At 63.9% G+C, this 24,239-nt stretch carries 21 protein-coding genes and 1 riboswitch; of the genes, 12 read left to right on the top strand and 9 right to left on the bottom strand.

The window, feature by feature from the left end:
- The first annotated feature begins 28 nt into the window (after positions 1 to 28).
- The 4 genes from ASE10_RS20540 (at position 29) to ASE10_RS19515 (ending at position 4,788) form a co-directional block, all read left to right on the top strand.
- On the top strand, positions 29 to 739 hold the full coding sequence (locus tag ASE10_RS20540; RefSeq protein ID WP_157481065.1) for a hypothetical protein: 711 nt from the start codon (positions 29 to 31) through the stop codon (positions 737 to 739).
- A 296-nt stretch (positions 740 to 1,035) separates the two neighbouring features.
- Positions 1,036 to 2,205 carry a DNA methyltransferase gene (locus tag ASE10_RS05965; RefSeq protein WP_056305941.1) on the top strand — a complete coding sequence of 390 codons (1,170 nt, stop codon included), beginning with the start codon at positions 1,036 to 1,038 and terminating at the stop codon, positions 2,203 to 2,205.
- Positions 2,189 to 3,703: a DNA methyltransferase gene (locus ASE10_RS05960; RefSeq protein ID WP_157481063.1), complete on the top strand. Its 1,515-nt coding sequence runs from the start codon at positions 2,189 to 2,191 to the stop codon at positions 3,701 to 3,703. Before ASE10_RS05965 ends, ASE10_RS05960 begins: the two co-directional genes overlap by 17 nt.
- Positions 3,700 to 4,788: a restriction endonuclease gene (locus ASE10_RS19515; protein WP_056305938.1), complete on the top strand. Its 1,089-nt coding sequence runs from the start codon at positions 3,700 to 3,702 to the stop codon at positions 4,786 to 4,788. Before ASE10_RS05960 ends, ASE10_RS19515 begins: the two co-directional genes overlap by 4 nt.
- A gap of 150 nt (positions 4,789 to 4,938) precedes the next feature.
- Here ASE10_RS19515 and ASE10_RS20040 read toward each other — a convergent pair whose 3' ends face one another.
- Positions 4,939 to 5,160: a hypothetical protein gene (locus ASE10_RS20040; RefSeq protein WP_157481053.1), complete on the bottom strand. Its 222-nt coding sequence runs from the start codon at positions 5,158 to 5,160 to the stop codon at positions 4,939 to 4,941.
- Here ASE10_RS20040 and ASE10_RS05955 point away from each other — a divergent pair, their 5' ends adjacent.
- Both ASE10_RS05955 and ASE10_RS05950 read left to right on the top strand, forming a co-directional pair.
- Positions 5,161 to 5,853 carry a recombinase family protein gene (locus tag ASE10_RS05955; protein ID WP_200949800.1) on the top strand — a complete coding sequence of 231 codons (693 nt, stop codon included), beginning with the start codon at positions 5,161 to 5,163 and terminating at the stop codon, positions 5,851 to 5,853.
- A complete protein-coding gene (locus ASE10_RS05950) occupies positions 5,840 to 7,531 on the top strand; it encodes a recombinase family protein (protein ID WP_056305934.1) in 1,692 nt (563 codons plus the stop codon). The genes ASE10_RS05955 and ASE10_RS05950 overlap by 14 nt, the downstream gene beginning before the upstream one ends.
- A gap of 110 nt (positions 7,532 to 7,641) precedes the next feature.
- Here the strand turns inward: ASE10_RS05950 and ASE10_RS05945 are convergent, their stop codons facing one another.
- The gene (locus tag ASE10_RS05945) at positions 7,642 to 9,294 is read right to left on the bottom strand and encodes a Na+/H+ antiporter (protein WP_200949799.1); all 1,653 of its coding nucleotides are present in this window, start codon (positions 9,292 to 9,294) and stop codon (positions 7,642 to 7,644) included.
- Between the two features lie 564 nt (positions 9,295 to 9,858).
- On the opposite strand from ASE10_RS05945, the gene ASE10_RS20035 reads away from it, so the two are divergent.
- The gene (locus tag ASE10_RS20035; protein WP_157481051.1) at positions 9,859 to 10,755 is read left to right on the top strand and encodes a hypothetical protein; all 897 of its coding nucleotides are present in this window, start codon (positions 9,859 to 9,861) and stop codon (positions 10,753 to 10,755) included.
- 49 nt (positions 10,756 to 10,804) lie between these two features.
- Here the strand turns inward: ASE10_RS20035 and ASE10_RS05930 are convergent, their stop codons facing one another.
- From ASE10_RS05930 to ASE10_RS05920, 3 genes are all read right to left on the bottom strand, one after another.
- Positions 10,805 to 11,299 carry an anthrone oxygenase family protein gene (locus ASE10_RS05930; protein WP_200945842.1) on the bottom strand — a complete coding sequence of 165 codons (495 nt, stop codon included), beginning with the start codon at positions 11,297 to 11,299 and terminating at the stop codon, positions 10,805 to 10,807.
- A 67-nt stretch (positions 11,300 to 11,366) separates the two neighbouring features.
- A complete protein-coding gene (locus ASE10_RS05925; protein ID WP_056305930.1) occupies positions 11,367 to 12,305 on the bottom strand; it encodes a PD40 domain-containing protein in 939 nt (312 codons plus the stop codon).
- 70 nt (positions 12,306 to 12,375) lie between these two features.
- Positions 12,376 to 13,473 carry a hypothetical protein gene (locus ASE10_RS05920; RefSeq protein ID WP_056305929.1) on the bottom strand — a complete coding sequence of 366 codons (1,098 nt, stop codon included), beginning with the start codon at positions 13,471 to 13,473 and terminating at the stop codon, positions 12,376 to 12,378.
- Between the two features lie 179 nt (positions 13,474 to 13,652).
- Between ASE10_RS05920 and ASE10_RS05915 the strand changes: the two genes are divergently transcribed.
- Positions 13,653 to 14,564, top strand: a complete 912-nt coding sequence (locus ASE10_RS05915) for a LysR substrate-binding domain-containing protein (protein WP_235566473.1) — start codon at positions 13,653 to 13,655, stop codon at positions 14,562 to 14,564.
- Between the two features lie 21 nt (positions 14,565 to 14,585).
- On the opposite strand, the gene ASE10_RS05910 is transcribed toward ASE10_RS05915, so the two are convergent.
- From ASE10_RS05910 to ASE10_RS05895, 4 genes are all read right to left on the bottom strand, one after another.
- Positions 14,586 to 14,966, bottom strand: coding sequence for a hypothetical protein (locus tag ASE10_RS05910; RefSeq protein WP_055904332.1), 381 nt, complete (start codon positions 14,964 to 14,966; stop codon positions 14,586 to 14,588).
- A gap of 253 nt (positions 14,967 to 15,219) precedes the next feature.
- The gene (gene btuB / locus ASE10_RS05905) at positions 15,220 to 17,064 is read right to left on the bottom strand and encodes a TonB-dependent vitamin B12 receptor (RefSeq protein WP_056305927.1); all 1,845 of its coding nucleotides are present in this window, start codon (positions 17,062 to 17,064) and stop codon (positions 15,220 to 15,222) included.
- 125 nt (positions 17,065 to 17,189) lie between these two features.
- A riboswitch (cobalamin riboswitch) is annotated at positions 17,190 to 17,423 on the bottom strand.
- Positions 17,424 to 17,626: 203 nt separating this feature from the next.
- The gene (locus ASE10_RS05900) at positions 17,627 to 18,031 is read right to left on the bottom strand and encodes a TfoX/Sxy family protein (RefSeq protein ID WP_055904327.1); all 405 of its coding nucleotides are present in this window, start codon (positions 18,029 to 18,031) and stop codon (positions 17,627 to 17,629) included.
- Positions 18,028 to 18,510, bottom strand: coding sequence for a GAF domain-containing protein (locus ASE10_RS05895; protein ID WP_056100318.1), 483 nt, complete (start codon positions 18,508 to 18,510; stop codon positions 18,028 to 18,030). Before ASE10_RS05895 ends, ASE10_RS05900 begins: the two co-directional genes overlap by 4 nt.
- Before the next feature lie 65 nt (positions 18,511 to 18,575).
- Here ASE10_RS05895 and ASE10_RS05890 point away from each other — a divergent pair, with 65 nt between their 5' ends.
- The 4 genes from ASE10_RS05890 (at position 18,576) to ASE10_RS05875 (ending at position 24,017) form a co-directional block, all read left to right on the top strand.
- Positions 18,576 to 18,866 carry a hypothetical protein gene (locus tag ASE10_RS05890; protein WP_056305925.1) on the top strand — a complete coding sequence of 97 codons (291 nt, stop codon included), beginning with the start codon at positions 18,576 to 18,578 and terminating at the stop codon, positions 18,864 to 18,866.
- Positions 18,863 to 19,537, top strand: coding sequence for a dethiobiotin synthase (gene bioD, locus ASE10_RS05885; RefSeq protein ID WP_056100311.1), 675 nt, complete (start codon positions 18,863 to 18,865; stop codon positions 19,535 to 19,537). The genes ASE10_RS05890 and bioD overlap by 4 nt, the downstream gene beginning before the upstream one ends.
- Before the next feature lie 121 nt (positions 19,538 to 19,658).
- Complete coding sequence (locus ASE10_RS05880; RefSeq protein ID WP_055904320.1) at positions 19,659 to 20,828, top strand: efflux RND transporter periplasmic adaptor subunit; 1,170 nt, start codon at positions 19,659 to 19,661, stop codon at positions 20,826 to 20,828.
- Positions 20,829 to 20,837: 9 nt separating this feature from the next.
- Positions 20,838 to 24,017 carry a multidrug efflux RND transporter permease subunit gene (locus ASE10_RS05875; protein ID WP_055904317.1) on the top strand — a complete coding sequence of 1,060 codons (3,180 nt, stop codon included), beginning with the start codon at positions 20,838 to 20,840 and terminating at the stop codon, positions 24,015 to 24,017.
- The last annotated feature ends 222 nt before the right edge of the window (positions 24,018 to 24,239 follow it).

The following is a 24,239-nucleotide window of genomic DNA, read 5'->3' as shown; positions in this document are numbered from 1 at the left end:
AATTAAAGTGTTAATGAACAGGTGAGGCGTGGCTAGATCGGGACAACGGCACTTCCCTTACAAGCACCCGACATTCGGAACGAAGACGCGACCGAACCCCGTCCGCGCGTGGCAGCAGTCCGTCTACTACTGGTGGTGGGCTTATCTGAGGCGCAATGAGTCGTATCTCGCTACCTGTGCCGCAAGCGGAAGAGGGAGGCTGGGAAAGGTCTATGCGGACTTTGGGAACGTCCGCGACGATGACTTCAAGGCATGGTGGGGTAAGCGCGGCGTCCACCTGTTTGCAGAGCCAACCGCAGAGGACACCGTTCGTGTCATCTCCGACCCGTCCGCACTTGTGCTGGACGGATCAACGTTAACGATCTCGCTACCGCTTGGGTTGCCGAAGCGGTTCTTGGAGAAGCGGATCAAAAACCTACTTGCCGAGCATCACAAGGGCAAGCGCGGTCATCAGTTGGCGAAGAAGAGCCGAGCCCGATATCAGGTCCAGGGACAGCCGAACATCCCGGCGCTGAAGCAGGGCTTGGCGGTGTACGACCACTGGAAGGCGAATCCGGGGATGCCGCTATGGCGTGTAGGCGACACGCTTCACGGGTTCCAAATGGAACACAAGCTCAAGCCCAAAGACCCGGCGGGCATCCGGGCAAACAAGAAGAACGTAATGGCGGCGACCGTGAGTCGGTACCTGAGGCGGGTCAAAGCCTCGATCGAAGCGGTTGGGCTGGGCTCATTCCCCTAAGCGACCAAGGAGCGGCGCGGCACGGACGTCGCCGGCTGAGAAGTTGCTAGCCAAACGACTAACTTTAGGCTGTACTTAGCCAGCGAAGGACTATGGCTAAATTTCGTAAGTCATTGTTTTTGAATGGTGTGATGGCAAAGCTGGGGCGTCGAGGCATTTGAGTTCTCACGGGTGTGTGTCGCAGCTCAAGCGACGCGTTCCGGTGAGAATCTGCATGAGGCTGATGGCAATCCACCGTTATTCCATCGCGCCAGTGAACAGAACCAATCGAAAGACTGCTAGAAGGGTGTCAAGAAATGCTTCAGGAACAGCGATCAACTGCGGCGCCAAATAACGCCTACGAAGAGCGTAGTTCTCTGCCAGTTGAACAGTTGCTTTCCAATATCAACTGGAATTTTGAGGTAAGAGAGCCTGCACATCCAATCGAAAGCATACACCCGTATCCGGCGAAGTTTATCGCCGATATTCCTTATGCACTGATGAGCACGCTGCCCTTGGCAAAGGGTTCTGTGGTCCTGGATCCGTTCTCTGGCAGCGGCACTACATTGCTTTCGGCACAGCGCCTTGGCATGCGTTCGATTGGCATTGATGTCAATCCGATTGCTTGCATGATCGCTCGTGTGAAGACAGGCAAAACTCCCGTCGACTTACTTGAGGCTGCGGATCGTGTTTGTAGTCGAGCGGCTCGAAACAGTTCGCCAAGGCGTTGGGACATCCCGAACCTTGACCATTGGTTCAAGCCTGATATTCAGAATGCGATCAGCTCACTCCTGGAGGAGCTTGACGCCGCTGAATACGCTGCCTTTCACGATATTTTTCGCTTAGCACTTTCGTCAATTTTGGTGCGCGTTTCAAATCAAGAAAGCGATACCAGATACGCCGCCATTGAGAAGACCGTTGGCAGAACGGAGGTCTTCTCTGGCTTTAGGAATGCGGTGAATAGGATTGATGCCGCTCTGCAAGCGCGCGATTGGTCTCAAACGCCTGCGCGCGTGATTCAGGCGAACACGCTGACGCTAGATGCAAGCGCCATCAAACAGAAGGTGGGTCTTGTCGTTACATCGCCCCCGTATCCTAATGCCTATGAATATTGGCTCTATCACAAGTACCGAATGTGGTGGCTAGGCTTCGATCCTTTAGCTGTCAAGGACGCGGAGATTGGAGCTAGGGCTCACTTCTTCAAGAAGGAGCACCACACGGAGCACACGTTCTGGGACCAAATGAGGGGTGCGTTTAACCTCATAGATGAGGTCCTTATCAAAGGAGGCTACGCGTGCTTTGTCGTGGGGCGTTCAAAAATTCACGGGCGGATAATTGACAACGCCCACACGCTTGAGGAAATTGCGAAAGAGTACTCATTCCGCAAGGTGTTCAGATTTGATAGAACCATCTCCGCAAAGCGAAAGTCGTTCAATCTTTCTCACGCAAACATCAAGACAGAGGCTGTGATTGTCTTTGAAAAATAATGTAAACCTCAGCTCAGAGCTTTCTTGGCACACATACAAGTACTATCCGTATGAGATTGAGCTCGCCAAGCGCGAGGTTCAAGCGCTCTTGCCGGCTGCAAAGAGCCAGAAGACCAAGAATGGCGTCCGCGTAGAGGGGCGAATTGATGTTCGCACGGCGGAGCGTCTTTCGTACTTTGCGTCCATAAAGTCAGGCGATAGAGTTCACGATACGCTCCAAGCTAAGTTGGAGCGTGTAAACGGTGGTGGTAGGAATCGTCAGTCCACTAGATACTCTGCGCACGGATTGCATGAGTACAAGGGAAAGTTCAATCCGCAGGTTGTTCGCGCAATCCTAAACATGTTCAACATGCAGAGTGGGTCTCGCGTGATCGATCCATTCTGTGGCTCCGGTACGTCTCTCCTCGAGTGCGCTCACTTAGGCATGCAGGCGGTGGGCACTGATATCAACCCGTTCGCGGTCTTTATCGCAAACGCCAAATTGAAGGCGGCAAGAACGCCTGTCCAGGTTATTCGGAGCGAACTCAAACTCGTTCTGCAGAGGTGCGGCAAGGCGAGAGTAATTTCATCGCTAGATGATGCAAGAAGCGAGTATCTTGGGGGTTGGTTCGATGGTCAGACACTTCGAGGCATCGAGCACATTCGTTTGGCAGTTGAAGAGTGCGCGGGCGAGTCGCGCGAAACACTGTTGGCGATTGCAAGCAACTTACTAAGGGACTACTCGCTGCAAGACCCTATTGACTTGCGCATCCGACGGAGGAAAACCCCTCTTCCTGAAAAGCCTTTCAGAGCAGCTTTTGAAGAAGCTGCTCACGCCTTTCTCGACAGGCTTGAGAATGCTCAAGCGGTGCACACGTATTCTGCCGATGAAAGCGAGGCGCTCCTTCTCGACAGTCGAGATCTCAGGAAGGATGTCGATGGCGTGGGTGGAAAGTTTGACTGTGCCTTGACCAGTCCGCCTTACGCTACGGCACTACCTTACATCGATACGCAACGTCTTAGCCTAGTCTGGCTCGGGCTGATTGCGCCGTCAGAGATTTTGAGTCTCGAGGCTCGACTTGTTGGAAGCCGAGAGGTTCGGGGTGAATCAAAAAGGGAGCTTGTTGAGAGGCTGATGTCGAATGCGGACGGTTTGCCACAACGTCAGGCAAGGTACTGTCTGTCATTGCAGAAAGCGTTGTCGGATGCAGATGGGTTTCGGCGCCAGGCGGTTCCAATTCTTCTCTACCGCTACTTCGCTAGCATGCTTCAGGTCTTCCAAGCTCTTCGCCCCTTGCTGAAGAAAGGAGCTCCTTTTGCCCTGATCGTCGGCGGCAATCACACCACTCTAGGTGGGAAGCGATTTGATATCGACACGCCACAGCATCTGGCGGAGCTCGCGCAGTTCAGTGATTGGGATCACTCGGAAACGATCCCCATGCAGACCTACCAGAGATACGGATACCACGCTAGTAATGCCGTTAGCACAGAAGGCATGGTTATAGTGAGGGCTGCTTGAACGAGTTAACGCTGCATCCGAATGTGTATGCGACCGGCGCGAGTAAAGGGCTGATACATGTGCTCGAGCGCGTATGGGTTCGAGAACACACGCCCGGGGACGGCACGATCTTCGTGATATCTGGCTTTGGCAACTACAACGGTGGCGTTCGCTTCTTCGAGTCGTTTCGTGAACACAAGAGACGTGGCGGGGAGCTGGTAGCGGTGTTCGCTGGCAGCACAAGCGCGCGACTGACAAGCAAGCAGGTTGTTCACGAGATGCTTGATTGCGGGGCGGATGTTCACATAGTGAACAGAAAGCGACTCCTTCACGCTAAGTGTTACGGCACAAGCAAGATGTCAGGTGATTCCCTAATTGTAACCTCAGGGAATTTCACCGGTCCGGGAATGTCGCAGAACGTGGAAATGTCTGTATTGCTAGACGCAGATACAACCGCCGAGATGGGGTTCTCGTGGGGCACGTTGCTTGAGAACTTGCTTGATCAGCGATGGAACTACCATCGCCCCACCTTAGGGGATCCAGCAAATCCAGCCTGGAGCCTGCTTTATGATGAGCAGGCAGCCGATATTAGGTTGGATGAAACTGAAGAAGTGACGATGCTTATCAGGCTAAGTCACGCCGACACGGCTCGCATCAATGCAACTCCGGGCACCAGTGCTGGCTTGGGCTCGCAGTACTTTTGGCTTAGCAAAGACTGTTACGATTTCTTTCCACCGTTGACTATCCGCAATCAACGTGGGCTTCGGGCTACCTACTCATGCCTGATAAGTATGTTGTACGTCGATCTGAACGTTACCGATGACAATTGTCGAGTCACGTTTGAAGCAGAGAACAATCTCGACTTCCGCCTAGGGACTGGACCGCTCCGGTACACGAGACTGGCGGCTGCGGGAGACCTCGCAGCGGTTACGCGGCTTGGCGAAAACAACTACGAACTACGCATCTACCGAGCGGGTGCCGCTGAGTACCAGAATTTGATGCCTTACGCGGTAAATCTGATCGGGCACCAAGGCAAACAGTACGGCTATATTTCGAACGCCGAGTTCAGCGCCATAACGGGTACTCGGTTTCGGCTCAGGCGGTGATTCGTACACTTTGGCTAGGTTCCAAATGGAACACCTGGGGAATGTAAGACCGCCGACAAGCGGGACGCGCTGGCAGCGACAGTCAGTAGGTATCTGCGCCGAGTGAAGGCATCAATCGAGGCTTCCGGTGGCGGCACGTTTCCTTAATGGCTATGCCGCCTCTGTCGCCTCCTCCGTTTCATCAATTCTCATCATGTGATTGAAGTGCCGGAGATAGCCGGTCGTGTCGAAAACTTGCCTGAACTTCTCTTCTCTCAAAGTGGGGCTGCCGTAAAGCTCGCTGTAGCGCACTTTACGGGATGTAAAGTTTACAGTATAAAACTTTACTTTTAGTCCGTTCACATTCATGCTCAGTCCCGTGGGCTGTTCCATTTGGAGCGCCGTAAAGGGGTGGTGGGCATGGCGGTTTACGGGTACGTGCGCGTCTCGACGCTGACGCAGGCTAGGGAGGGCGAGAGCCTTGAGGCTCAGTCCCGACAAATACAGGCTTACGCTGTCTCCAAGGGCTTGCAGCTGTCCGAGGGGGACGTTTTCGTAGAGGCGGGTGTCAGCGGAGGCGTGGAGTTTCAGGAGCGCCCGGAAGGCGGACGGCTCTATCAGCTTGTCCAGAAGGGCGACCTGATCATCTTTCCTAAGCTGGACCGAGCGTTCCGCAACACCCGCAACGCGCTTAATGTCCTGCACGACCTGAAGGAGCGCGGGGTCCATATCCACTTCATCGACCTGGGCGGTGACGTTACTGGTAACGGCGTGGGCGCCATCGTCTTCACGATCCTTTCCGCGTTCGCCACGTTCGAGAAGGAGCGGATCGCTACCCGCATCCGTGAGGTCAAGCAGATCAAGAAGGCGCAAGGCAAGTTCACCGGAGGGCGCCGAGCCTTCGGTTACGAGGTGGTGGACCTCGTTAAAGTCCCCAAGCCTGACGAGCAGAAGATCATTGCCGAGATGCGGTCGCTCCGTAAAAAGGGCACGAGCTACCGTGGCATCGAGAAGTGGTTGAGCGAGAAGAAAGACATCAGCATCTCGGCAATGGGCATCAGACATATCCTCAATGACGCGCACTAAGCCATTGCCCGTTCTGCACATATACACCCGCGTCTCCACGGCAGCACAGGAGGATAAGGGCACGTCGCTGGCTTCTCAGGAGAAGCTAGGGCACGAGCGCGCGAAGGCACTAGGGTTTGATGCAAGGGTTTGGAACGAGGGCGGCAAGAGTTCCAATCATGAAGACATCTCGGGGCGTCCGGTGCTGCAGGCGCTTGTCAACGAGGTCATGAGCGGGGATGCGAAGCATATCTTCGTTTACGACCAATCGCGCCTATCGCGCAATGACAACGTCGCATCCCTGATTCGGTACCAATGCAAGAAGCATGGCGTAACGCTCTACACGAAAGACGGGACGTACGACTTCACCAACGCATCCGACACGTTGATGAAGCAAATTCTCGATGCAATGGCTGAGTTCGACAACGCTGGCAGAGCGGAGCGCACGCGGTTAGGTAAGTTGCACCGGGTCAAGCAGAACCAGTGGCATGGCGGTCCGCCTCCATTCGGCTATCGCCTTGATAGCAAGAAGCTGGTGGTCGAGAAGGCTGAGGCTACCAAGGTCAAGGAGATCTATCAGCGCTACGCATCTGGCGAGTCAACTCACGGCATCAAGAAGTTCTTGGACAAGAGCGGAGTGCTTCCGAGGCGGGGTGGAACGTGGACGCTAGGCTCCATCCTTAAAATCCTGGAGAACACGCACTACGTCGGCTATTACACGTATCGCGATAAGAAGTCGGACGAACAATTCCGCGTTGAATGCAACCCGATCGTGCCTGCTGCAATCTGGCAGGCGGCGCAAGAGAAGCGGAAAGCCATCTTGGAACGCAAGGGGCAGGTGAACCGAACGAAGCACTTCTACCTTCTGCGCGACCTGATGTACTGCGGGTTCTGTAATGCCCCTCTTGGCGCAAGGACGAAGCCCGCCAAGAACGAGCACTTCTACTACTGTCCGATGAAGGAGCGTAACTGGAGAGATGGCGTCGAGCCGAGAATGAAGCACTCCAAGAAGGATGGGTGCGGATTCGCTCGGTCAATGAACATCGAGCAGGCGGACAGGTTGGTATGGGACGTTGTCGTTGATATCCACTCGAAGTCGAGTCTGCTCAAGGAAGAAGTGAAGAAGAGGCTAGTGGGCGGGATTGTGTCGCCGGACAGCGGCTACGAAGCCACTCAGAAGAAGAACGAGAAGAGCATCAAGCTGGCTGAGAAGGAGCTTCAACGCGCGGACGAAGCAATCGCCGAGCTGGAAGTGGAGCACAGGCTCGGACAGACCGACGCGAAGCTGTACCCACAAATCATGAAGCGGTTGCGCGAGCAGCGAACCGCCGTCCAGGCTCGCATCGAGACGCTTCGAGAGGGTGTCAGGAACCAAGCTCAAGAGCGAAAGTGGGTGGATTGGGTTAGAGCGTTCGGCGATGAGGTCAAGCTCAAGTCGAAGCTGACGCCGGAGGAGCGCAAGGAGTACCTCCGGGGCATGATCGAGCGGATCGACGTGAAGTACCTAGCGGATACGAAGGAGCATCAGCTCGAAATCCGCTTCGTGAAGCCAATCGTGGGCGACGGGCGTATCCCGCAGCAGCCGAAGGGCTACAAGCTTAAGAAGGGCTCTGCCAGTAAGTTGATAGCGCTGCCGATGAGGGGTCCGCCGGGAAAACGGTTGACCCCCGTTGGAAACAATTCCGTTACGGTGGAGTGAGCGGCGGTCTGTCCCGTCGGCTCGAAGTTACTGCGGCGTGGACTTGTGCAGTTGCATGGGTCGTCCTCAGTCCTGTACTTGGGCTCGGCTGACAGCGCTGCGCGCCACCGCTAGGCCTTGGCCGAAATCGCACTCAGCTCTTCCAGATCCAGGTCCCGTTCCAGCTCGCGCAGCGTCGCGTCGTCGATATCGCCGGCGCGGTGCAGCCGGATGAGTTCGCGGCGTCCGCTGGCGACCGCTTCCAGAACCACATCGAAATGGGCATGGATCAGCGGGGTGTAGTGCTCCGTGCGATCGGCGTAGTCGACGATCGCCACCGACTTGCGTTCGTACTGCGCCAACAGCTTGGGATGGATGAGTTCGCCGGCGCTGTCGTAGGCCAAGACGCGAACGGTCGCGAACTGCGCCTGCGCCATGGCGGCTTCGGCCTGGCTCATGGTCATGCGCGGCTTTTCCGCTTCCGGCTCGGCCAGCCTTGCCCATGCGATCACGCGCCCCAGGGTCATGCCCTGCAGCAGTACGGTCCCGAGAATGACGGCGAACGAGGTCACCAGAATGAAATCCCGGCCGGGGAAGCCTTCCGGCACGCTCAGCGCCAGGGCCAGGGTGACCACGCCGCGAACGCCGGCCCAGCTCAGCACCGTCGAGCCGCGTGCGCCGATGGGCTGGTAGCGCTTGAGTCCCAGCGCATTGCAAAGCTTGATGATCAGATCGGAACCGAACACCCAGACGAAACGTGCGACGGTGAGCGCGGCAAGAATCGCCAGGATGTGCCATCCCATCGTCGCAGCCACGACGCCGAAGCCGCCGCCGCGTTCGACCACGCCGCGCAGCGACAGCCCGATCAGGATGAAGACCGAGGCTTCCATCAGAAACACCAGGACGGTCCAGAACGACGTGCCGCGCATGCGGGTCGAGGCCGAGAGAATGATGCTCGAGTTCCAACTCGCGATCAGGCCCGTGGTCACGGTGGCGATGACGCCGGAGACGTGCAGCATTTCACCGAGCAGGTAGGAGCTCCATGCCAGTAGCGTGGTGGCCGCGATGATCAGGTATTCGTCGCCGAGGCGGCGTACCAGCTTCACCCACAGCATGCCGACCACGGCGCCGACCGCCACGCCGCCCAGCGCCAACAGGAAGAAACTTCCGACCGCTTCGCTCGCGCTGAAGGCGCCGGTGACGCCCGCGGCGATCGCGAAGCGGAACAGCACCAGGCCGCTCGCGTCGTTGAGCAGGCTTTCGCCCTCCAGCAGGATCTGCAGGCGCCGGGGCAGCTTCACCCGTTGCAGCACCGAGCGCGCGGAAACGGCATCGGGCGGCGAGACGATCGCTCCGAGCGCCGCGCAGGCGGCCCACGGCAGCGACGGAATCAGCCAATGGGTCACCACGGCCACGACGAGGCAGGTGAACAGCACCGCGCCCACCGCCATCGAGCCTATGCCGATGAGATGGCGGCGCAACCGGCTCACGGCAATGGACCAGGCGCCGTCCAGCAGCAGCGGCGGCAGGAAGATGACCAGCACCAGCTCAGGATCGACCGTGATGGTCGGCAGACCGGGCAGGAAGGCCAGCGCCGCGCCGCCGGCGAGCAGGCCCACGGAGGGCGGCAGGCCGAGCTTATCGGCCACATAGTGCAGCGCGATGATCGCCAGAAACATCACAATCACCAGCTCGAACAAATGGGTTGAATCCATGCGGCTCTCCTTCGGCCAGCGGCCCGCTGCGCCTGGCCCTATTTCCCGGCAGGATCGGCCGAAATGCAATCGCTGCGGGCTTCGGTCCTGCGAGTTGATATCTGTCCGGTCGATAAGGCCGCTACCCAGGCGGCCAAATCCCGCGATCGCCGAAGTGGCGGCGGCTCATTGTCGCTCTCCGCGGCGAGCCGTGGTGCCGGTTCGCTGCCGATGGCGGTTTGCGCCATCGGCAGCGACAACGTAGTGACGGGTAGGGTGGCCGCGGGCGCGGTCTCAAGTAATCAGACGACAAGAATCCGCTGAGCGCCCATGCGAGCGATGCGAACAAGCATCCAGCCGGCCACCGTCGTGGTGCGCGTGCATGCATTCAGGGTTCGGAAAGATTTGGGCGTGCGCGAGGTGATTGTTCGCGTGGAAACAGATGGCGTATGTGTGTCTCCAGCTGAGAGTCGAGAGAGCGAAGCCTAAGAGCACGAATGCTTTGAGTGTGTGCCAGCTTCAGCGACTTCTTGATCGAAACACTTTCGACGCTTATCGATAAACTGCGCAGCGAAGATAAGCGGAGCCGGCGACGCCGGTTTCGAGTTCACCATCGCAGTCCGAGCCGTTCGGCCCGGCGAGAGCATCCATCGCATGCAATTCCATTTCGTTTCCGTACCGGCCGCTCCGGCGTCCGGTGTCGATGTGCGGCAGTCCACTATGGACGGCGAACACGCTGTCATCATGATCTCGCCCTGCTGCGTGGTCTTGAAGAAGGCTTTGCAGGGGCTCAGCGGCGGGATGGGCCTGAAAGCCCTGGTCATGGTGCTTGCTTTCGGCGCCTTCGCTGCGCCGCTCCGCGCTCAGGAGGCGAATAAGCCCTGGGAGGAGTACGAAAAACTGACTAAGGACCGCGGAAATGTGGGCGTCATGGGCTCCGATTTGCTGGGCGATCAAGTCAACTTCTACACCGGTGGCCTTTCGTTCTCGAACTTGGATATCTCGGTGCCCGGCAATTCTTCGCTACCGGTGTCGCTGGGTCGAAGCTTTAGCGTGGGCAATCGCAAGGGCTACTCGCGAAACGATTTGCTGATGGCGGATTGGGATCTGGACGTACCTCGCATGGTGGGGCGTCCCGCGAAGTGTTCCGCCACTGCGCCGCATGAAGCCAGGCCGGCGAGCATCAAAATCGGGGTGACATATTTCGAAGCCGTGGAGTTCTGGCACGGCGTTCAGCTGGAAATTCCGAGCGGCGGCGGTGAGATGCTGCTGGCCAACGCGTCTACGCCCAAGCCCACCACGGGCGGCCCGTACTACTGGGTCAGCGGCCAGACCCCAACGCGCGCTCCGCCAGATGTTCGCCGAGCGGCCGGCGCGGATCGAGACGCTCGAGGGCATGGCGGTGGGCGAGTGGGTGGTCAGCCACGATCACGCGACCCAGAAGGACGGCACTGTCTCGGAGGGACTTTCGATCTACAAGGTGCGCGGCGGCAAGATCGTCGACGACTGGTATGTCGCCGAGCAGAAGCAGACGGGCAGGCTTTGAGCTGAGGCGTCGCCGTAGCGGTTTTCGCTCGCTGGCTTCAAGCCGAGCGCTGCGTTAGACCGGCGCGGCGCGCTCCACCATGGCCAGCACGAACATCGCGCTCGCGAGCGTGCACGCCACCGTGCGCACATGATTCCAACGCGTCCAATCGCGCAGGTAGCGCTGCCAGACCGGCAGCGCCGCTTCGCCGGCAGGATCCACCGCGGCCAGGGCATTGTTGAGCGGCACGTTGAGCGCCACCGTGCAGACGAACATGCCCAGGAAATGCGCGGCGCCGCCGATGAGCATGGCCAGGGCGCCGGGTTCGCTGCTGTGCACGATTCCGACGCCGGCCAGCATCAGGCTCGTCAGTGTCGTGAGCCAGAACACCGGCATGAACAGCGAGCGCAGGATCACGCGGTTGATCGCGTTCATCGCGGCGATGCCGTAGGCGGGGACGATGCTGCCCAGGGCGGTCATGACGAAGACCGAGAAGGCGAAGAACACGCCGGCGAGCAGGCCGCAGCCGATCGCGCCGAGCCAGAGCAGGGCGGTTATGAGGGTGTCCATCATCGCGGCGGGCTCCTCGCTTAGCAGGCGTACGGTGGCTGTCGACCGGTCCGTTGTGCGTGCGAGCCTACCGTCTTGGGGCGTTGTCCGCCGAGTCCTCGCGCACGCTGTCGGCGATCCGTGACGGCAGGCGATAGCGAACCAGGTACAAGTCCATGCTCTGCGCGCCGTCGCGTTGGGCCGAGTAGGTGAAGCGATCCGGCTGGGACCAGTCGCGCATCGGTCCGTAGCTGTTGGTGTCGCGGCTGTTGACGGTCAGCGGCAGCAGGTCGCCGGCATCGTAGCGCTCGCCTTGCGGCGCTGCCAGGTAGAGGTCGACGCGGCCGTCGCTGAAGTCCGGGGTGCGCGAGAAGACGATGCTGGCGTCGTCGGAGAGATAGCTGGCGTCGAAGTCATGGGCGCTGGTGTTGATGGCGCCAGCCAGTCGTTGCGCGGCTTCGAAGTGGCCGGCTATTTGTCGGGCGACGTAGAGGTCGTGGCCGCCGGCGCCGCCGGGGCGGTCGCTGGAGAACAGCAGACGCGCTCGGTCGGCCGAGAGCATGGGCGCGAACTCGTTGCCGGCGCTGTTCACGGCCGGGCCCAGGGGTTCGGGCGTGCCGAAACCGTCTGCATCGACGGCGACTCGCCAGAGATCGTCGCCGCCGAGGCCGCCGGGGCGGTCCGAGCAGAAGTAGACGTAACGACCGTCGGAGGAGAACGCGGGATCGAAGTCGCGGGTCGGCGAGTTGAAGGGTGCCGGCGTGGCTGCGTTCCAGCCTCGGATGCCGCGGCGCGAGATCCAGATGTCGTAGCCGCCCGCGCCGCCGGGGCGGTTGCGGCTGAACCACAGTGCGGTGCGGCCGTCCGGGCTGAGGGTGAGACGGATCTCCGCGTAGCCGGTCGAGGCGATGCCCGGGGCGAATACTTCGGGCGTGCCGATGATTTCGATGGCCGAGGACGAAGGCTCGGCAGCGTCCGAAGCGCCTGCGATCGCGGCATCGTTCAGCGCGAGGCACGCGCCCGCCATCGCTGTGGCGCAAGCGGACGCACGCACGAAGCCACCGCGACGCCGCGATCCCGATATCGTCCTCATGCGCTCAGCCCTTGCGTACGAAATCGCTGATCCAATTGGTTTCCCAGGTCTTGCCGCCGTCGCCGGAGCAGGCCTGTTCCCAACGCGCCGAGCGCGGGGTGATGCGCGACCACAGCACGCGGGTGCGGATCGGTTTGCCGTCGAGCATGTCGTCGCCGATGAAGGTGCCGACGCCGTGGCCGTCGAAACCGCCGCGCACGGGCGGTGCGATCGAGGTGGGCGTGCGCCCGTCCAGCCACCAGCTCAGCCACTGCCGCGTGTCCGGATCGTAGGAGCGCAAGCCGATGCCGCGCACGGTGCCGCTGGGGAATTCCATGAGGTTGTCGCCGACGTTGCCGTGCCCGCCGAGCACCGGCCAGTTGCTGAACGTGCCGCCGAACTCGTCCCAATCCTTGCTGCCCGCCAATCGCTTGCGCAAACGCCGGTGACTGACCTGCCAGTCGCCGACCAGGAAGTCGAAGTCGCGCGGCGCGTCGGCGAGTTTCGGCAGCGGGCTGGGGGTCGCCGCGGTGCGGGTGAAGTAGTTGCGCCAGTTCACTTCCCAGGTCGCGCCGTCGTCGGCGGAGAACGCCTGTTCCCACCAGGGCAGTTCGCTGTGGATGTCGAGCCAGCGGAAACGCATCAGGATCGGGCGGCCGCGCAGGGTGTCGCGGCCGATGAAGCGACCGCTGTCTCCGTCGAAGCCGCCGCGTACGGGCGGGTCGATGTGCGTCGGCTTGCGTCCGTCCAGCCACCAGATCGACCACTGGCCGCTGGCGCGGTCGAACGCGCGCAAAGTCAGTCCGCGATAGCTGCCGCCGGGCAGGTCGACGATGTTGTCGTCGATGGTGCCCAGGCCGCCCAGGCTCATCCACAGCGTGCTCTTGCCGGCGAAGTCTTCCCAGTCGGTGCTGCCGACCAGGCGTTCCTTCAGGCGCCGATGGCGCACGTCCCAACTGCCGAGCAACCAGGTCCAGTCGTCGGTGTGCGGGCCCAGGCCGGCGCCGGCCGGCGCGGCGGACGCCAGGCTCCAGGCGGGCAGGCCGAACGCCGCGGCGCCGCCGGCCAGGGCGAGGCCGGCGAGGAGGTCGCGGCGGCTGCGCGAAACCGGCGGCTCCTGCATACGCGGCGCCTCCGTCGCGACGGCACGAGGGCCCAGGGAGGAGGGAGATCGGGCCATGGCTTGCCTCGTGAGGGAGTGCGGTGAGGCGGATGATGGCCAGCCCGAATGGCGGTTGACGACGCGAATATCGGCCTGCAGGCTAAGTCAGACTTATGGTCGCCAGCCGCCGATTCCCCTCCTTGTCCTCGATCCGGGCCTTCGAATCGGCGGCCCGGCTGGGCAGTTTCGCCAAGGCCGCGCAGGAGCTCGACACCTCCTCGGCCTCGGTGAGCTACCACGTGCGGCGGCTGGAGGAGCAGATCGGCGTGGCGCTGTTCCGGCGCTACCCGCACCGGGTCGAGCTGACCGAATCCGGCGAGCTGGTCGCGCGCGAGGCGATCAACGCCTTCGCCGCATTGCGTGCGAGTTTCGTGCAGGCCGTGGACCTGGACGAGACGCGGCTGTCGCTGACCACGCTGCCGACCCTGGGCACCAGTTGGCTGACGCCGAAGCTGGGTCGCTTCCGCGCGCTGTACCCGCAGATCGCGTTCGACCTGGACCTGTCGGTGCCGGCGCAGGATCTGGGCGCGGGCCATTACGACGCGGCGATCCGCAACGGTCATGGCGTCTGGCCGGGATTGCAGGCGATCGAACTATTGCCCGCGATCTTCATGCCGCTGTGCGCGCCGGCGTTGAAGGAAGCCGCGGCCGGCATCGCCGATCCGCAACGCGCGCCGGCGGTGCCGCGACTGGGGCGGCCGGACTGGTGGGCGCTGTGGTACCGCGCCCAGGGCCACGGCGCGGTCGTGCCCTCGGGCGGCTTCGGCAGCAATTTCTCCGCCGAGCACCTCGACATCGCCGCGGCGGTGGCCGGGCACGGCGTCGCGATCGGTTCGCCGATCGTGTTCTTCAGCGAGATCGCGGCCGGTCGCCTGGTGCCCGCGCACGATTTCGTCGCCGGCGACGGCCGCGCGTTCTGGCTGACCTATCCGGTCGCGCGCCAGCACAGCGGCAAGATCGCCAAGTTCCGCGCCTGGCTGGGCGAAGAAGCCGCGCGCGATCGCGAGGCGGCGCAGGCCTATATCCGCAGGGCGGTGGTGGCCGGGCCTTGACGCTGTCGGTGCGGTGGTCCGTCAGCCTGCGAAGGAAAACCGCACGAGCGCCATGCACAGCGCGAACAGGTAGGCGTACGAGAAGCGGTCGATGCGCAACTGCATCTGCCCGCGCTTAGCTCGCCACGCGCCGAGCCAGGCCAACGCCGCGCCGGCCAGCAGCGGCGTCAGGATCAGGTTGGCGATGCGCCAGTGTTCCTCGCGCATCAGATGATCGGGGAACACCAGCAGGCTCAGCCAGCCCACAAGCGCACCCAGCAAGGCATAGCCCAGCGCCGCGAGCCACGGGTCAGGGCGCTTGCGCAAGGGCTTGGCCATCGAATGCAGGCCCATTTCGATCAGAACCTCGCCGACGATCTGCAGGATCAGCTCGACGATCAGTTCGAACAGGAATTCAAGCACGGCCGACTCCCGGGCAGGATGCGAAGCACAGGGGAGTCGCGATGGCGGCGAGATAGACGATGACCCGGACCGATCCGATCTTGCTCATGCGGGCTCTGCGTAAGAAGTGCGTGGATGCTCGCGACCACGGCAATGCCTGTCAATCCAGCGGCCGCGTCGTGGACCGCGAGCGCGACGGAGCCGCCGTGTCGCATCGTCGGGCAAAGAAAAGCCCGGCGCGGGGCCGGGCTTTCGGATGCTGCCAGGCGCCGGCTCAGTTGGCCGGCGTGTAGCGCAAGGTCAGGAACCACTCGCGGCCGGGCTGGTTGTAGAACGAGACGGTTTCGTAGTCGCGATCGAACACATTGGCCACGCGCGCCTGCAGCGACCACGACGGGGTGAACGCGTATTCGGCGCGCAGGTCGAGGGTGCCGTAGCCGGCGACGAGGCGGGTGTTGGCGACGTCGTCGTAGCGGGCGCCCGAGGCGACCGCGGTCACGCCGAAACGGAAGTCGCCGAAGGCGCGGTCGATGTCGACGCGCGCGCTGCGCTTGGCCCGGCGCGGCAGGTCGTTGCCGGCGAAGAAGCCGACCCGGTTTTCGCTGTCGAGGAAGCTGGCGCTGGCGGCGATGGTCCAGTCGGCGACGGTGGTGTCGACGCCGATCTCGGCGCCGCGCAGGCGTGCGCGCTCGATGTTGTTGGGCAGGAAAATCGAGGCGTCGTAGGCGATCAGGTCGTCGACCTGGGTGCTGAAGCCGTCGATGCGCGCGTTGAAGCCTTCGCCGCGGTAGGCCAGGCCGAGTTCCCAGGTCTTGGACTCTTCCGGGCGCAGCGCCGCGTTGCCGAAGAACGGGTAGTAGAGTTCGTTGAAGGTCGGGGCCTTGAACGCGGTGCCGTAGCCCGCGGTCAGGCGCCAGTTTTCGGCGAAGCCCAGGCCCCAGGCGATGCTGCCGGTGGTGTGGCCGCCGAACTGCTCGTTGTCGTCGCGGCGCAGGCTGGCTTCGAGCGACTGGGCGCCGAAGCGGCCCTGGTATTGGACGAAGCCGGCGTGGTTGTCGCGCTCGCTCTCGTCGTAGGCGGTATCGCTGTCGACGCGGTCGCGCAGCCAGTCGAAGCCCACGCTGATCAGTTGGCCTTCGCCGACGCCGAAATCGCCTTGCAGGGCGACGCTGTCGCGGTCGGTGGAGAAGAAACCGTTGGGCGTGCTGCCGAGGAAGTTGTCCGACGAATCGCGGTTGCGGCCGGCGCTGAACTGCAGGCGCACGGCTTCGGACGGACGCCAGGTGGCCTTGCCCCCGATCACCTGCTGCACGACTTCGGAGTAGTTGACGAAGCTGCCGTCGTACTCGTTCTCGCCTTCGGCGCGCAGGGCATGGCCTTCGAAGCTGAGCGCGTCGGTGGCGTCGAAGCCGCCGCGCAGCGACAGCGAGCGGCTGCGGTAGCCGTCGCGGTCGGGCTCTTCGGTAAAGCAGCCGGCGAACAGGGTGCTGGAGCCGTTGCAGGCGTTGATGCCGTCGGTGCGCTGGTAGGCGGCGTCGGCGCCGAACCAGCCGCGGCCGATGCGGCCGCCGACGCCGGCGCTGGCTTCGCGGTCGCCGTGGCTGCCGACGGTGACGCTGGCGCGCGGTGCGACCGCGCCGCGATCGCGGCGGGTGAAGATCTGGATCACGCCGCCGATGGCGTCGGCGCCGTACAGGCTGGAGCGCGGGCCGCGCACGATCTCGACGCGGTCGATCAGCGCCACCGGCAGATCCTGGAACGAGGCCAGGCCGGAGGTCGGCGAGCCGATGCGGATGCCATCGACCAGGACCAGCACGTGATCGGTCTCGCTGCCGCGCAGCGACAGCGTGGTCAGCTTGCCCAGGCCGCCCTGGTTGCCGATGGAGATGCCGGCGCGGCCGCGCAGCAGGTCGGGCAGCGAGCGCGCCTGGCTGCGGGCGATGTCGTCGCGGGTAATCACTTCGACCGGCGACAGCGCGTCGTTGGCGCTGATCGCGGTGCGGGTCGCGGTGACGACGACATTGTCGAGGTCGGTGGCCTCGTCGTGGGTCTGCGCCTGGGCGAGAGCGGGCAGGGCGAGAGCCATGGCGATGGCCAGGGACAGGTTCGGAACACGCATGAGCACTACTCCAGAGGCGCGGCGTTCGTGCCGCGCCGTCGATCAGGGGAGTCGCGAGGAGAGAGAGGCCGCGAATGCGGGCGCTGGACGCGCCGACGGTCGCCGCCGCGACGCCCTCCGCATCGCAACCAGTCGCGCGTCGTGGCCGGTCTCCGGACTCGCGAGCCGGGGCCGTGGCCCCGCCCGCGGCGCCTTCCCGTGCCTATGCACAGTGGCGGTTGCCGCGGTCGACTCGCTTACCGTTGCGGGGGCAGTGCCGGGCTGGCCCGGTCGCGCTCAAGGAGCGCTGGGGCGTCACCGGCTTCCCGTTTCAACCCGTGCGGCGGATGCCGTGGGTCACCTCGAAGCGCGCGCAGTCTACGCGATCGGGGGCGGTGGGGCCAAAAGGGCTGGGGTTTGAAGGGGAGGCGGTGCTGTCAGCCCCTCTCCCGCTTGCGGGAGAGGGGTTGGGGTGAGGGCAGCGCGAGTGCGGTGTTCAAACCCGCAGCGTGCCCTCATCCGCCCTTCGGGCACCTTCTCCCGCGAGCGGGAGAAGGGTTCGGCGCGGGGCGGCGCGAGTGCGTTACTCGCGCTCTTCGGCCTCGTCCCGCCCTTCGGCCGCGGGCTCGTCGTCATAGCCGTCGTCGTACGAGGGCGGCATCGCGACCGTGTCTTCGGTCAGCACCGTGGTCCGCACCGGGCCGGCGGCCGGGCGGTTGCGCGGCGCGGGCAGCAGCGCGGTGGCGGCTTCGGCGGCGGCGATCAGTTCGTTGCGGCGCGTGTCCGGGACCTCCTGCCAGTGGCAGTTCAGCAGCGCGCCTTCGATCGCGTACAGCAGGTTCAGGGTCGGCTTGAAGCCGGCGCGCTTGACGCGCATGAAGGCTTCGACGGTGCCGACCGCGGCGATGTCCTCGTAGGAGCGCAGGCCGACCTGGCGCAGCCAGGCCGCGCTCTTGGGACCGATGTTGCGTAGCTTGGCCGCGGTCATCGCAGCGACTCCACGAAAGCCTGCGCGATCGCTTCCAGGCCGCGCTGGTCGTCGGCGTCGAAGCGGTCGAGCTTGGGGCTGTCCAGGTCGAACACGCCGATCAACCGGCCGTCCAGGGACAGCGGCACCACCAGCTCGGAGTTGGACGCCGAATCGCAGGCGATATGGCCCGGGAAGCGGTGCACGTCGGCGATGCGCTGGGTCTGGCCGCTGGAGGCCGCGGCGCCGCACACGCCCTTGTCGAGCGGGATGCGGATGCAGGCCGGCAGGCCCTGGAACGGGCCGACCACCAGCTCGCGGCCGTCGTAGAAGTAGAACCCGACCCAGTTGAGGTCCGGCAAGGCGTGGTAGACCAGCGCCGACAGGTTGGCGGCGTTGGCGACGCGGTCGCTTTCGCCCTCGATCAGGGCGCGCGCCTGGGCCAGGAGCAGCTCGTATTGTTCCGGCTTGCTGCCGGACAGGGGGTTGGCGGCGAACATATCGCGAGTGTAGCAGCGGCACGCCGGGGTATTACCATGGCCGGACTCCGCCCCTGGGAACGCCGATGACCGAGCCCGCCCAGACCCCGCCCGCTTTCCGCGAACGCGGCCGTCAGGCGACGCGGCCGGAAAGCTTCGGCGCTGCCGCACTCGCGTTCTCGCTGACGAAGCGGGCGAGCCTGTTCGACGCTCTGCCCGATACCGTGGCCGAATTGCGCGAAGCCCTGCGACGGTGGCCGGCCTTCGTATTCTGCTTCGTGTATCCCCTGCGCATGGTTTCCAGTGCGATGGCGATGTTCACCGGCAGGGTCAAGAGCGACTTGTGCATCGCACCGTCCATGGCAGTTCCGGCTTGAGCGCGCGCAGTTACTTCATCACCGGCACCGACACCGGCATCGGCAAATCGCATGCCAGCGCAACCTTGCTGCATGCGCTGCGCGCCCAGGGGTTGCGCGCGGTCGGCATGAAGCCGGTCGCCAGCGGCTGCGAGGTCAGCGCCGAGGGCCTGCGCAATGAAGACGCGCTGCTGCTGCAGGCGGCCAGTTCGCCGACGCCGGCCTATGCCGACGTCAATCCCTATGCGCTGCATGCGCCGTTGGCGCCGGAACTGGCTGCCGCGCAGGACGGTGTCGAGATCGCGCTGCCGATCTTGCTGGCCGCGCACGCGCGCCTGGCCGCGCAAGCCGATGTGGTGGTGGTCGAGGGCGTGGGCGGCTGGGCCGCGCCGCTGTCGGCGAGCTTGGACCAGGCCGACCTGGCGCGCGAATTGGGCGCGGCGGTGGTGCTGGTGGTCGGAATGCGGCTAGGCTGCATCAATCACGCGCGCCTGACGGCGCGCGCGATCGCAGCCGACGGCCTGCAGTTGATCGGTTGGATCGGCAACGAGATAGACCCGCACATGGATCGGCGCGACGACAATTTCCGCTTATTGCAGCAGCGCCTGGATGCGCCGTGCTGGGGCCGGCTCCCCTACACATTCCAGCCCGAACCAAGGCACTTTTCGCACCTTCTCAACGTGTCGAAATAGCGCTTATCCCGTGACTTATGGGGGGTGGGGGCGAATATCAGAATGTTAGACTTTCGAGTATAGGAATTAGAACAATTACCGAGCGGGCACGCTCTAGAACGATGGAATCGGAGTCCTACCCATGATCATGAACCCGCGCTCCGTGGCCCTGGCCGCTGCGTTGGCACTCGCTCTCTCCGCCTGTGGCGGCGGCAACGAACAAGCCGGCGGCGCGCCGCCTCCGCCGGAGCTGGGCGTGATCAAGGTGCAGCCGGCGAGCGTGCCGCTGCAGAAGGACCTGGTCGGCCGCCTGGCGTCCTACCGCAGCGCCGACGTGCGCGCCCGCGTGCCGGGTGTGCTGCAGCGTCGCGTGTACGAGGAAGGCAGCGACGTGCGCGAAGGCCAGGTGCTGTTCGAAATCGATCCTGCGCAGATGCGGGCCGAAGTCGGCCAGGCCCAGGCCTCGCTGGCGTCGGCACAGGCCAACTACGCCAACGCCAAGGCCGCCGCCGATCGCGCGCGCCGCCTGGCGCCGGAGAAGTTCATCTCGCGCTCCGACCTCGACAACGCGCTCGCCGCCGAACGCAGCGGCTCGGCCGCGGTGAAGCAGGCCGAGGCCGCGCTGGCCAATGCGCGCATCAACCTGGGTTACGCGACGGTGCGCTCGCCGATCAACGGCCGCGCCGGCAAGCAGCAGGTCACCGAGGGCGCGCTGGTCGGGCAGGGCACCGCAACACTGTTGACCACGGTCGACCAGATCGACCAGCTGTACGTGAACTTCTCGCTCGGCGTCTCCGAGCTGGAACAGATTCGCCGTGCCCTGGGCGGCCAGAGTCAGAGCGAGACCCAGGTGCAGGTGATCCTGCCCGACGGCACCGTCTACCAGCGCCCGGGCACCTTGGACTTCTCCGGCGACGTGGTCGATCCGGCCACCGGTGCGATCGCGCTGCGCGCGCGCGTCCCGAATCCGGACAAGACCCTGCTGCCCGGCACCTACGTGACCCTGAAGGCGACCCTGGGCAACCAGGCCAACGCCTACCTGGTGCCGCAGGCCGCGTTGCAACGCGACGCCGCCGGCTCCTACGTGCTGGTGGTCGGCGGCGACGGCAAGGTCGCCCGCAAGGGCGTGACCGCCGACCGCAGCCAGGCCGGCAACTGGGTGATCAGCAACGGTCTGGCCGCGGGCGATCAGGTGGTGGTCTCCGGCATCCAGCGCGCCGTGCCCGGCGAAGCGGCCAAGGCCACGCCGTGGCAGCCCGAGGCCGCCAAGGGCAAGCCCGCCGCCGGCCCGGCGCCGGCGGCAAAGGACTGAGCGACCGCCATGTCCAGATTCTTCATCAATCACCCGGTCTTCGCCTGGGTCATCGCGATCCTGATCACGCTCGGCGGTGTGCTCGCGATCTTCAGCCTCGGTGTCGAGTCGTACCCGAACATCGCCCCGCCGCAGGTGGGCATTTCGGCCAGCTACCCCGGCGCCAGCGCCGAAACCGCCGAAGGCGCGGTCACCCAGGTGATCGAGCAGCAGCTGACCGGTATCGACAACCTCGACTACTTCAGCTCTTCGTCCAGCGCCTCGGGCGGCTCCTCGATCACCCTGACCTTCGCGCCGGGCACCGATCCGGACATCGCCCAGGTGCAGGTACAGAACAAGGTCGCCCTGGCGACGCCGCGACTGCCGGAAGAAGTGACCCGGCAGGGCGTGGTGGTGGCCAAGTCGAACTCGAACTTCCTGATGGTGATCGCGCTGCGTTCGGAGAATCCGGGCGTGGACACCAACGCACTCAGCGACATGATCGGTTCGCGCGTGCTCGACCAGATCGCGCGCGTGCCCGGCGTCGGCAGCACCCAGCAGTTCGGCAGCGAATACGCCATGAACATCTGGCTCAACCCCGAACAGCTGCAGGGTTACGGCCTCTCGGCCACCCAGGTGCTGAACGCGGTGCGCGGCCAGAACGTGCAGTTCGCCGCCGGTTCGATCGGCGCCGAGCCCTCGCCGCAGGATCAGGCCTACACCGCCACGGTGTCGGCCGAGGGCCGTTTCAGCACGCCGGAGGAGTTCGGCAACATCATCCTGCGCGCCAACGCCGACGGCACCACGGTGCGCCTGAAGGACGTGGCCCGGATCAAGGTCGGTTCGCAGTCCTACGGCTTCGAGGCGCGCTGGAACGGTGCCCCGACCGGCGCGTTCGCGGTGCTGCTCACTCCCGGCGCCAACGCCCTGGGCGTGGCCGAAGCGGTGCGCAAGCGCATGGACGAGTTGCAGTCCAGCTTTCCGCAGGGCGTGACCTGGTTCTCGCCCTACGACACCTCGACCTTCGTCCGGATCTCGGTGGAGGAAGTCGTCAAGACCCTGCTCGAGGCGATCGCGCTGGTGTTCCTGGTGATGCTGATCTTCCTGCAGAACTTCCGCGCCACGCTGATCCCGACCCTGGTCATTCCGATCGCGCTGATGGGCACGTTCCTGGGCATGTACCTGCTCGGGTTCACCATCAACCAGCTCAGTCTGTTCGGCATGGTGCTGGCGATCGGCATCGTGGTCGACGACGCGATCGTGGTGATCGAGAACGTCGAACGCATCATGACCGAGGAAGGCCTCAACGCGCGCCAGGCCACGATCAAGGCGATGAGCCAGATCAGCGGCGCGGTCGTCGCGATCACGGTGGTGCTGGCGGCGGTGTTCATCCCCAGCGCCTTCCAGGGCGGTTCGGCGGGCGAGATCTACAAGCAGTTCGCGATCACCATCGCCATGGCGATGGGCTTCTCGGCGTTCCTGGCCCTGGGCTTCACCCCGGCGCTGTGCGCGAGCATGCTCAAGCCGACCGAGCACCATAAGTCGAACTTCGTCTTCCGCGGCTTCAACACGGTCTACAACAAGGTCGCCGGCACCTACGTCGGCCACATCGGCAGCGCGGTCAAGCACGCGCCGCGCTGGATGGCGGTGTTCTTGGCGCTGGCGGTGTTGTGCGGCTTCCTGTTCACCAAGTTGCCGGGCAGCTTCCTGCCGGAAGAAGACCAGGGCTACGCGCTGGCGCTGGTGCAGCTGCCGCCGGGCGCGACCATGCGCCGCACCCAGGCCGTGTTCGACACCATGCGTTCGACCCTGGAGAAGCAGGAAGGCTACGACGGCATGATGGAAGTCGCCGGCTTCAGCTTCGTCGGCCAGGGCGAGAACATGGGCATGGCCTTCGTCCGCCTGAAGCCCTGGGACGAGCGCAAGATCGACGCGGCCGCGTTCATCCAGAACGCCAACGGCGCCCTGTACGGCATCCGCGACGCGCAGATCTTCGTGATCAACCTGCCGACCGTGAGCGGCCTGGGTTCGTTCGGCGGCTTCGACATGTACCTGCAGGACCGCGGCGGCAAGGGTCGCGAGGCGCTGACCGAGGCCCGCAACATCCTGCTCGGCAAGGCCGGCGAGAACAAGGCGCTGGTCGGCGTGCGTCCGAACACGCAGGAAGATTCGCCGCAGCTCAAGCTCGACGTCGACCGCATCCAGGCCCAGGCGATGGGCTTGTCGGTGAACGACATCTACAGCTCGATCCAGCTGATGCTGGCGCCGGTGTACGTCAACGACTTCGTCGACAACGGCCGCATCAAGCGCGTGACCATGCAGGCCGATGCGCAGTACCGCACCGGCCCGGAAGCGCTGAGCCGGTTCTTCACGCCCAATCCGTCGACCGTGGGCGATTCGGCCGACGCGACCACCAACGCGATGATCCCGCTGACCAACGTGGTCCACAGCAAGTGGATCATGGCTTCGCCGTCGCTGACCCGCTACAACGGCTACTCGGCGGTCGAGATCGTCGGTTCGCAGGCGCCCGGACACAGCTCGGGCGAAGCGATGAACGCGATGCAGGCGATCGTCGACAACGATCTGCCGGAAGGCTTCGGCTACGACTGGACCGGTCAGTCCTATCAGGAAATCCTGTCGGGCAACCAGGCGCCGATGCTGATGGTGCTGTCGATCCTGGTGGTGTTCCTGTGCCTGGCCGCCTTGTACGAAAGCTGGTCGGTGCCGGTGGCGGTGCTGCTGGTGGTGCCGCTGGGCGTGCTCGGCGCGGTGGTGTTCTCGCTGCTGCGCGGCCTGCCCAACGACATCTACTTCAAGATCGGCCTGATCACGGTGATCGGCCTGGCGGCGAAGAACGCGATCCTGATCGTGGAGTTCGCGATCGAGCAGCGCCAAGCCGGCAAGACTTTGCGCGAGGCGACGATCGAAGCCTGCAAGCTGCGTTTCCGCCCGATCCTGATGACCTCGTTCGCCTTCATCATGGGCGTGGTCCCGATGGCGATCTCGTCCGGCGCCGGCGCCAACTCGCGTCACGCGATCGGCACCGGCGTGATCGGCGGCATGATGTTCGCGACCTTCCTGGGCGTGCTGCTGATCCCGGTGTTCTACGTGGTGGTGCGGCGCATCCTGGGCGACAAGCTCGACGAGGTGCCGAAGGTCGTGCGCCATGACGATGAGCCGCCGGTGGTTGCGGCCAAGCCGGTGGGTTGACGCTAGTCTTGATGTTTGGGAAAGGCCCGCCGAATGGCGGGCTTTTTCTTTGGGGCTGGGGAGGCTTTGTTCTTGCTCCGCCTTCCGCTGTGCTTTGGGGTAGGAGCGGCGTAAGCCGCGACCGCGAACCTCGCCTGCCGATGGCGGTATCGCTTCCGATCCGCCCTTGCCTCTGCCTTCTGTGGGAGCGGCGTGAGCCGCGATCGCCAGTCCGGCGGCCGC

It is taken from the genome of Lysobacter sp. Root76 (genome assembly GCF_001428685.1).
Taxonomy (GTDB): domain Bacteria; phylum Pseudomonadota; class Gammaproteobacteria; order Xanthomonadales; family Xanthomonadaceae; genus Lysobacter.
This window is presented reverse-complemented; position numbering and strand designations above follow the sequence as displayed.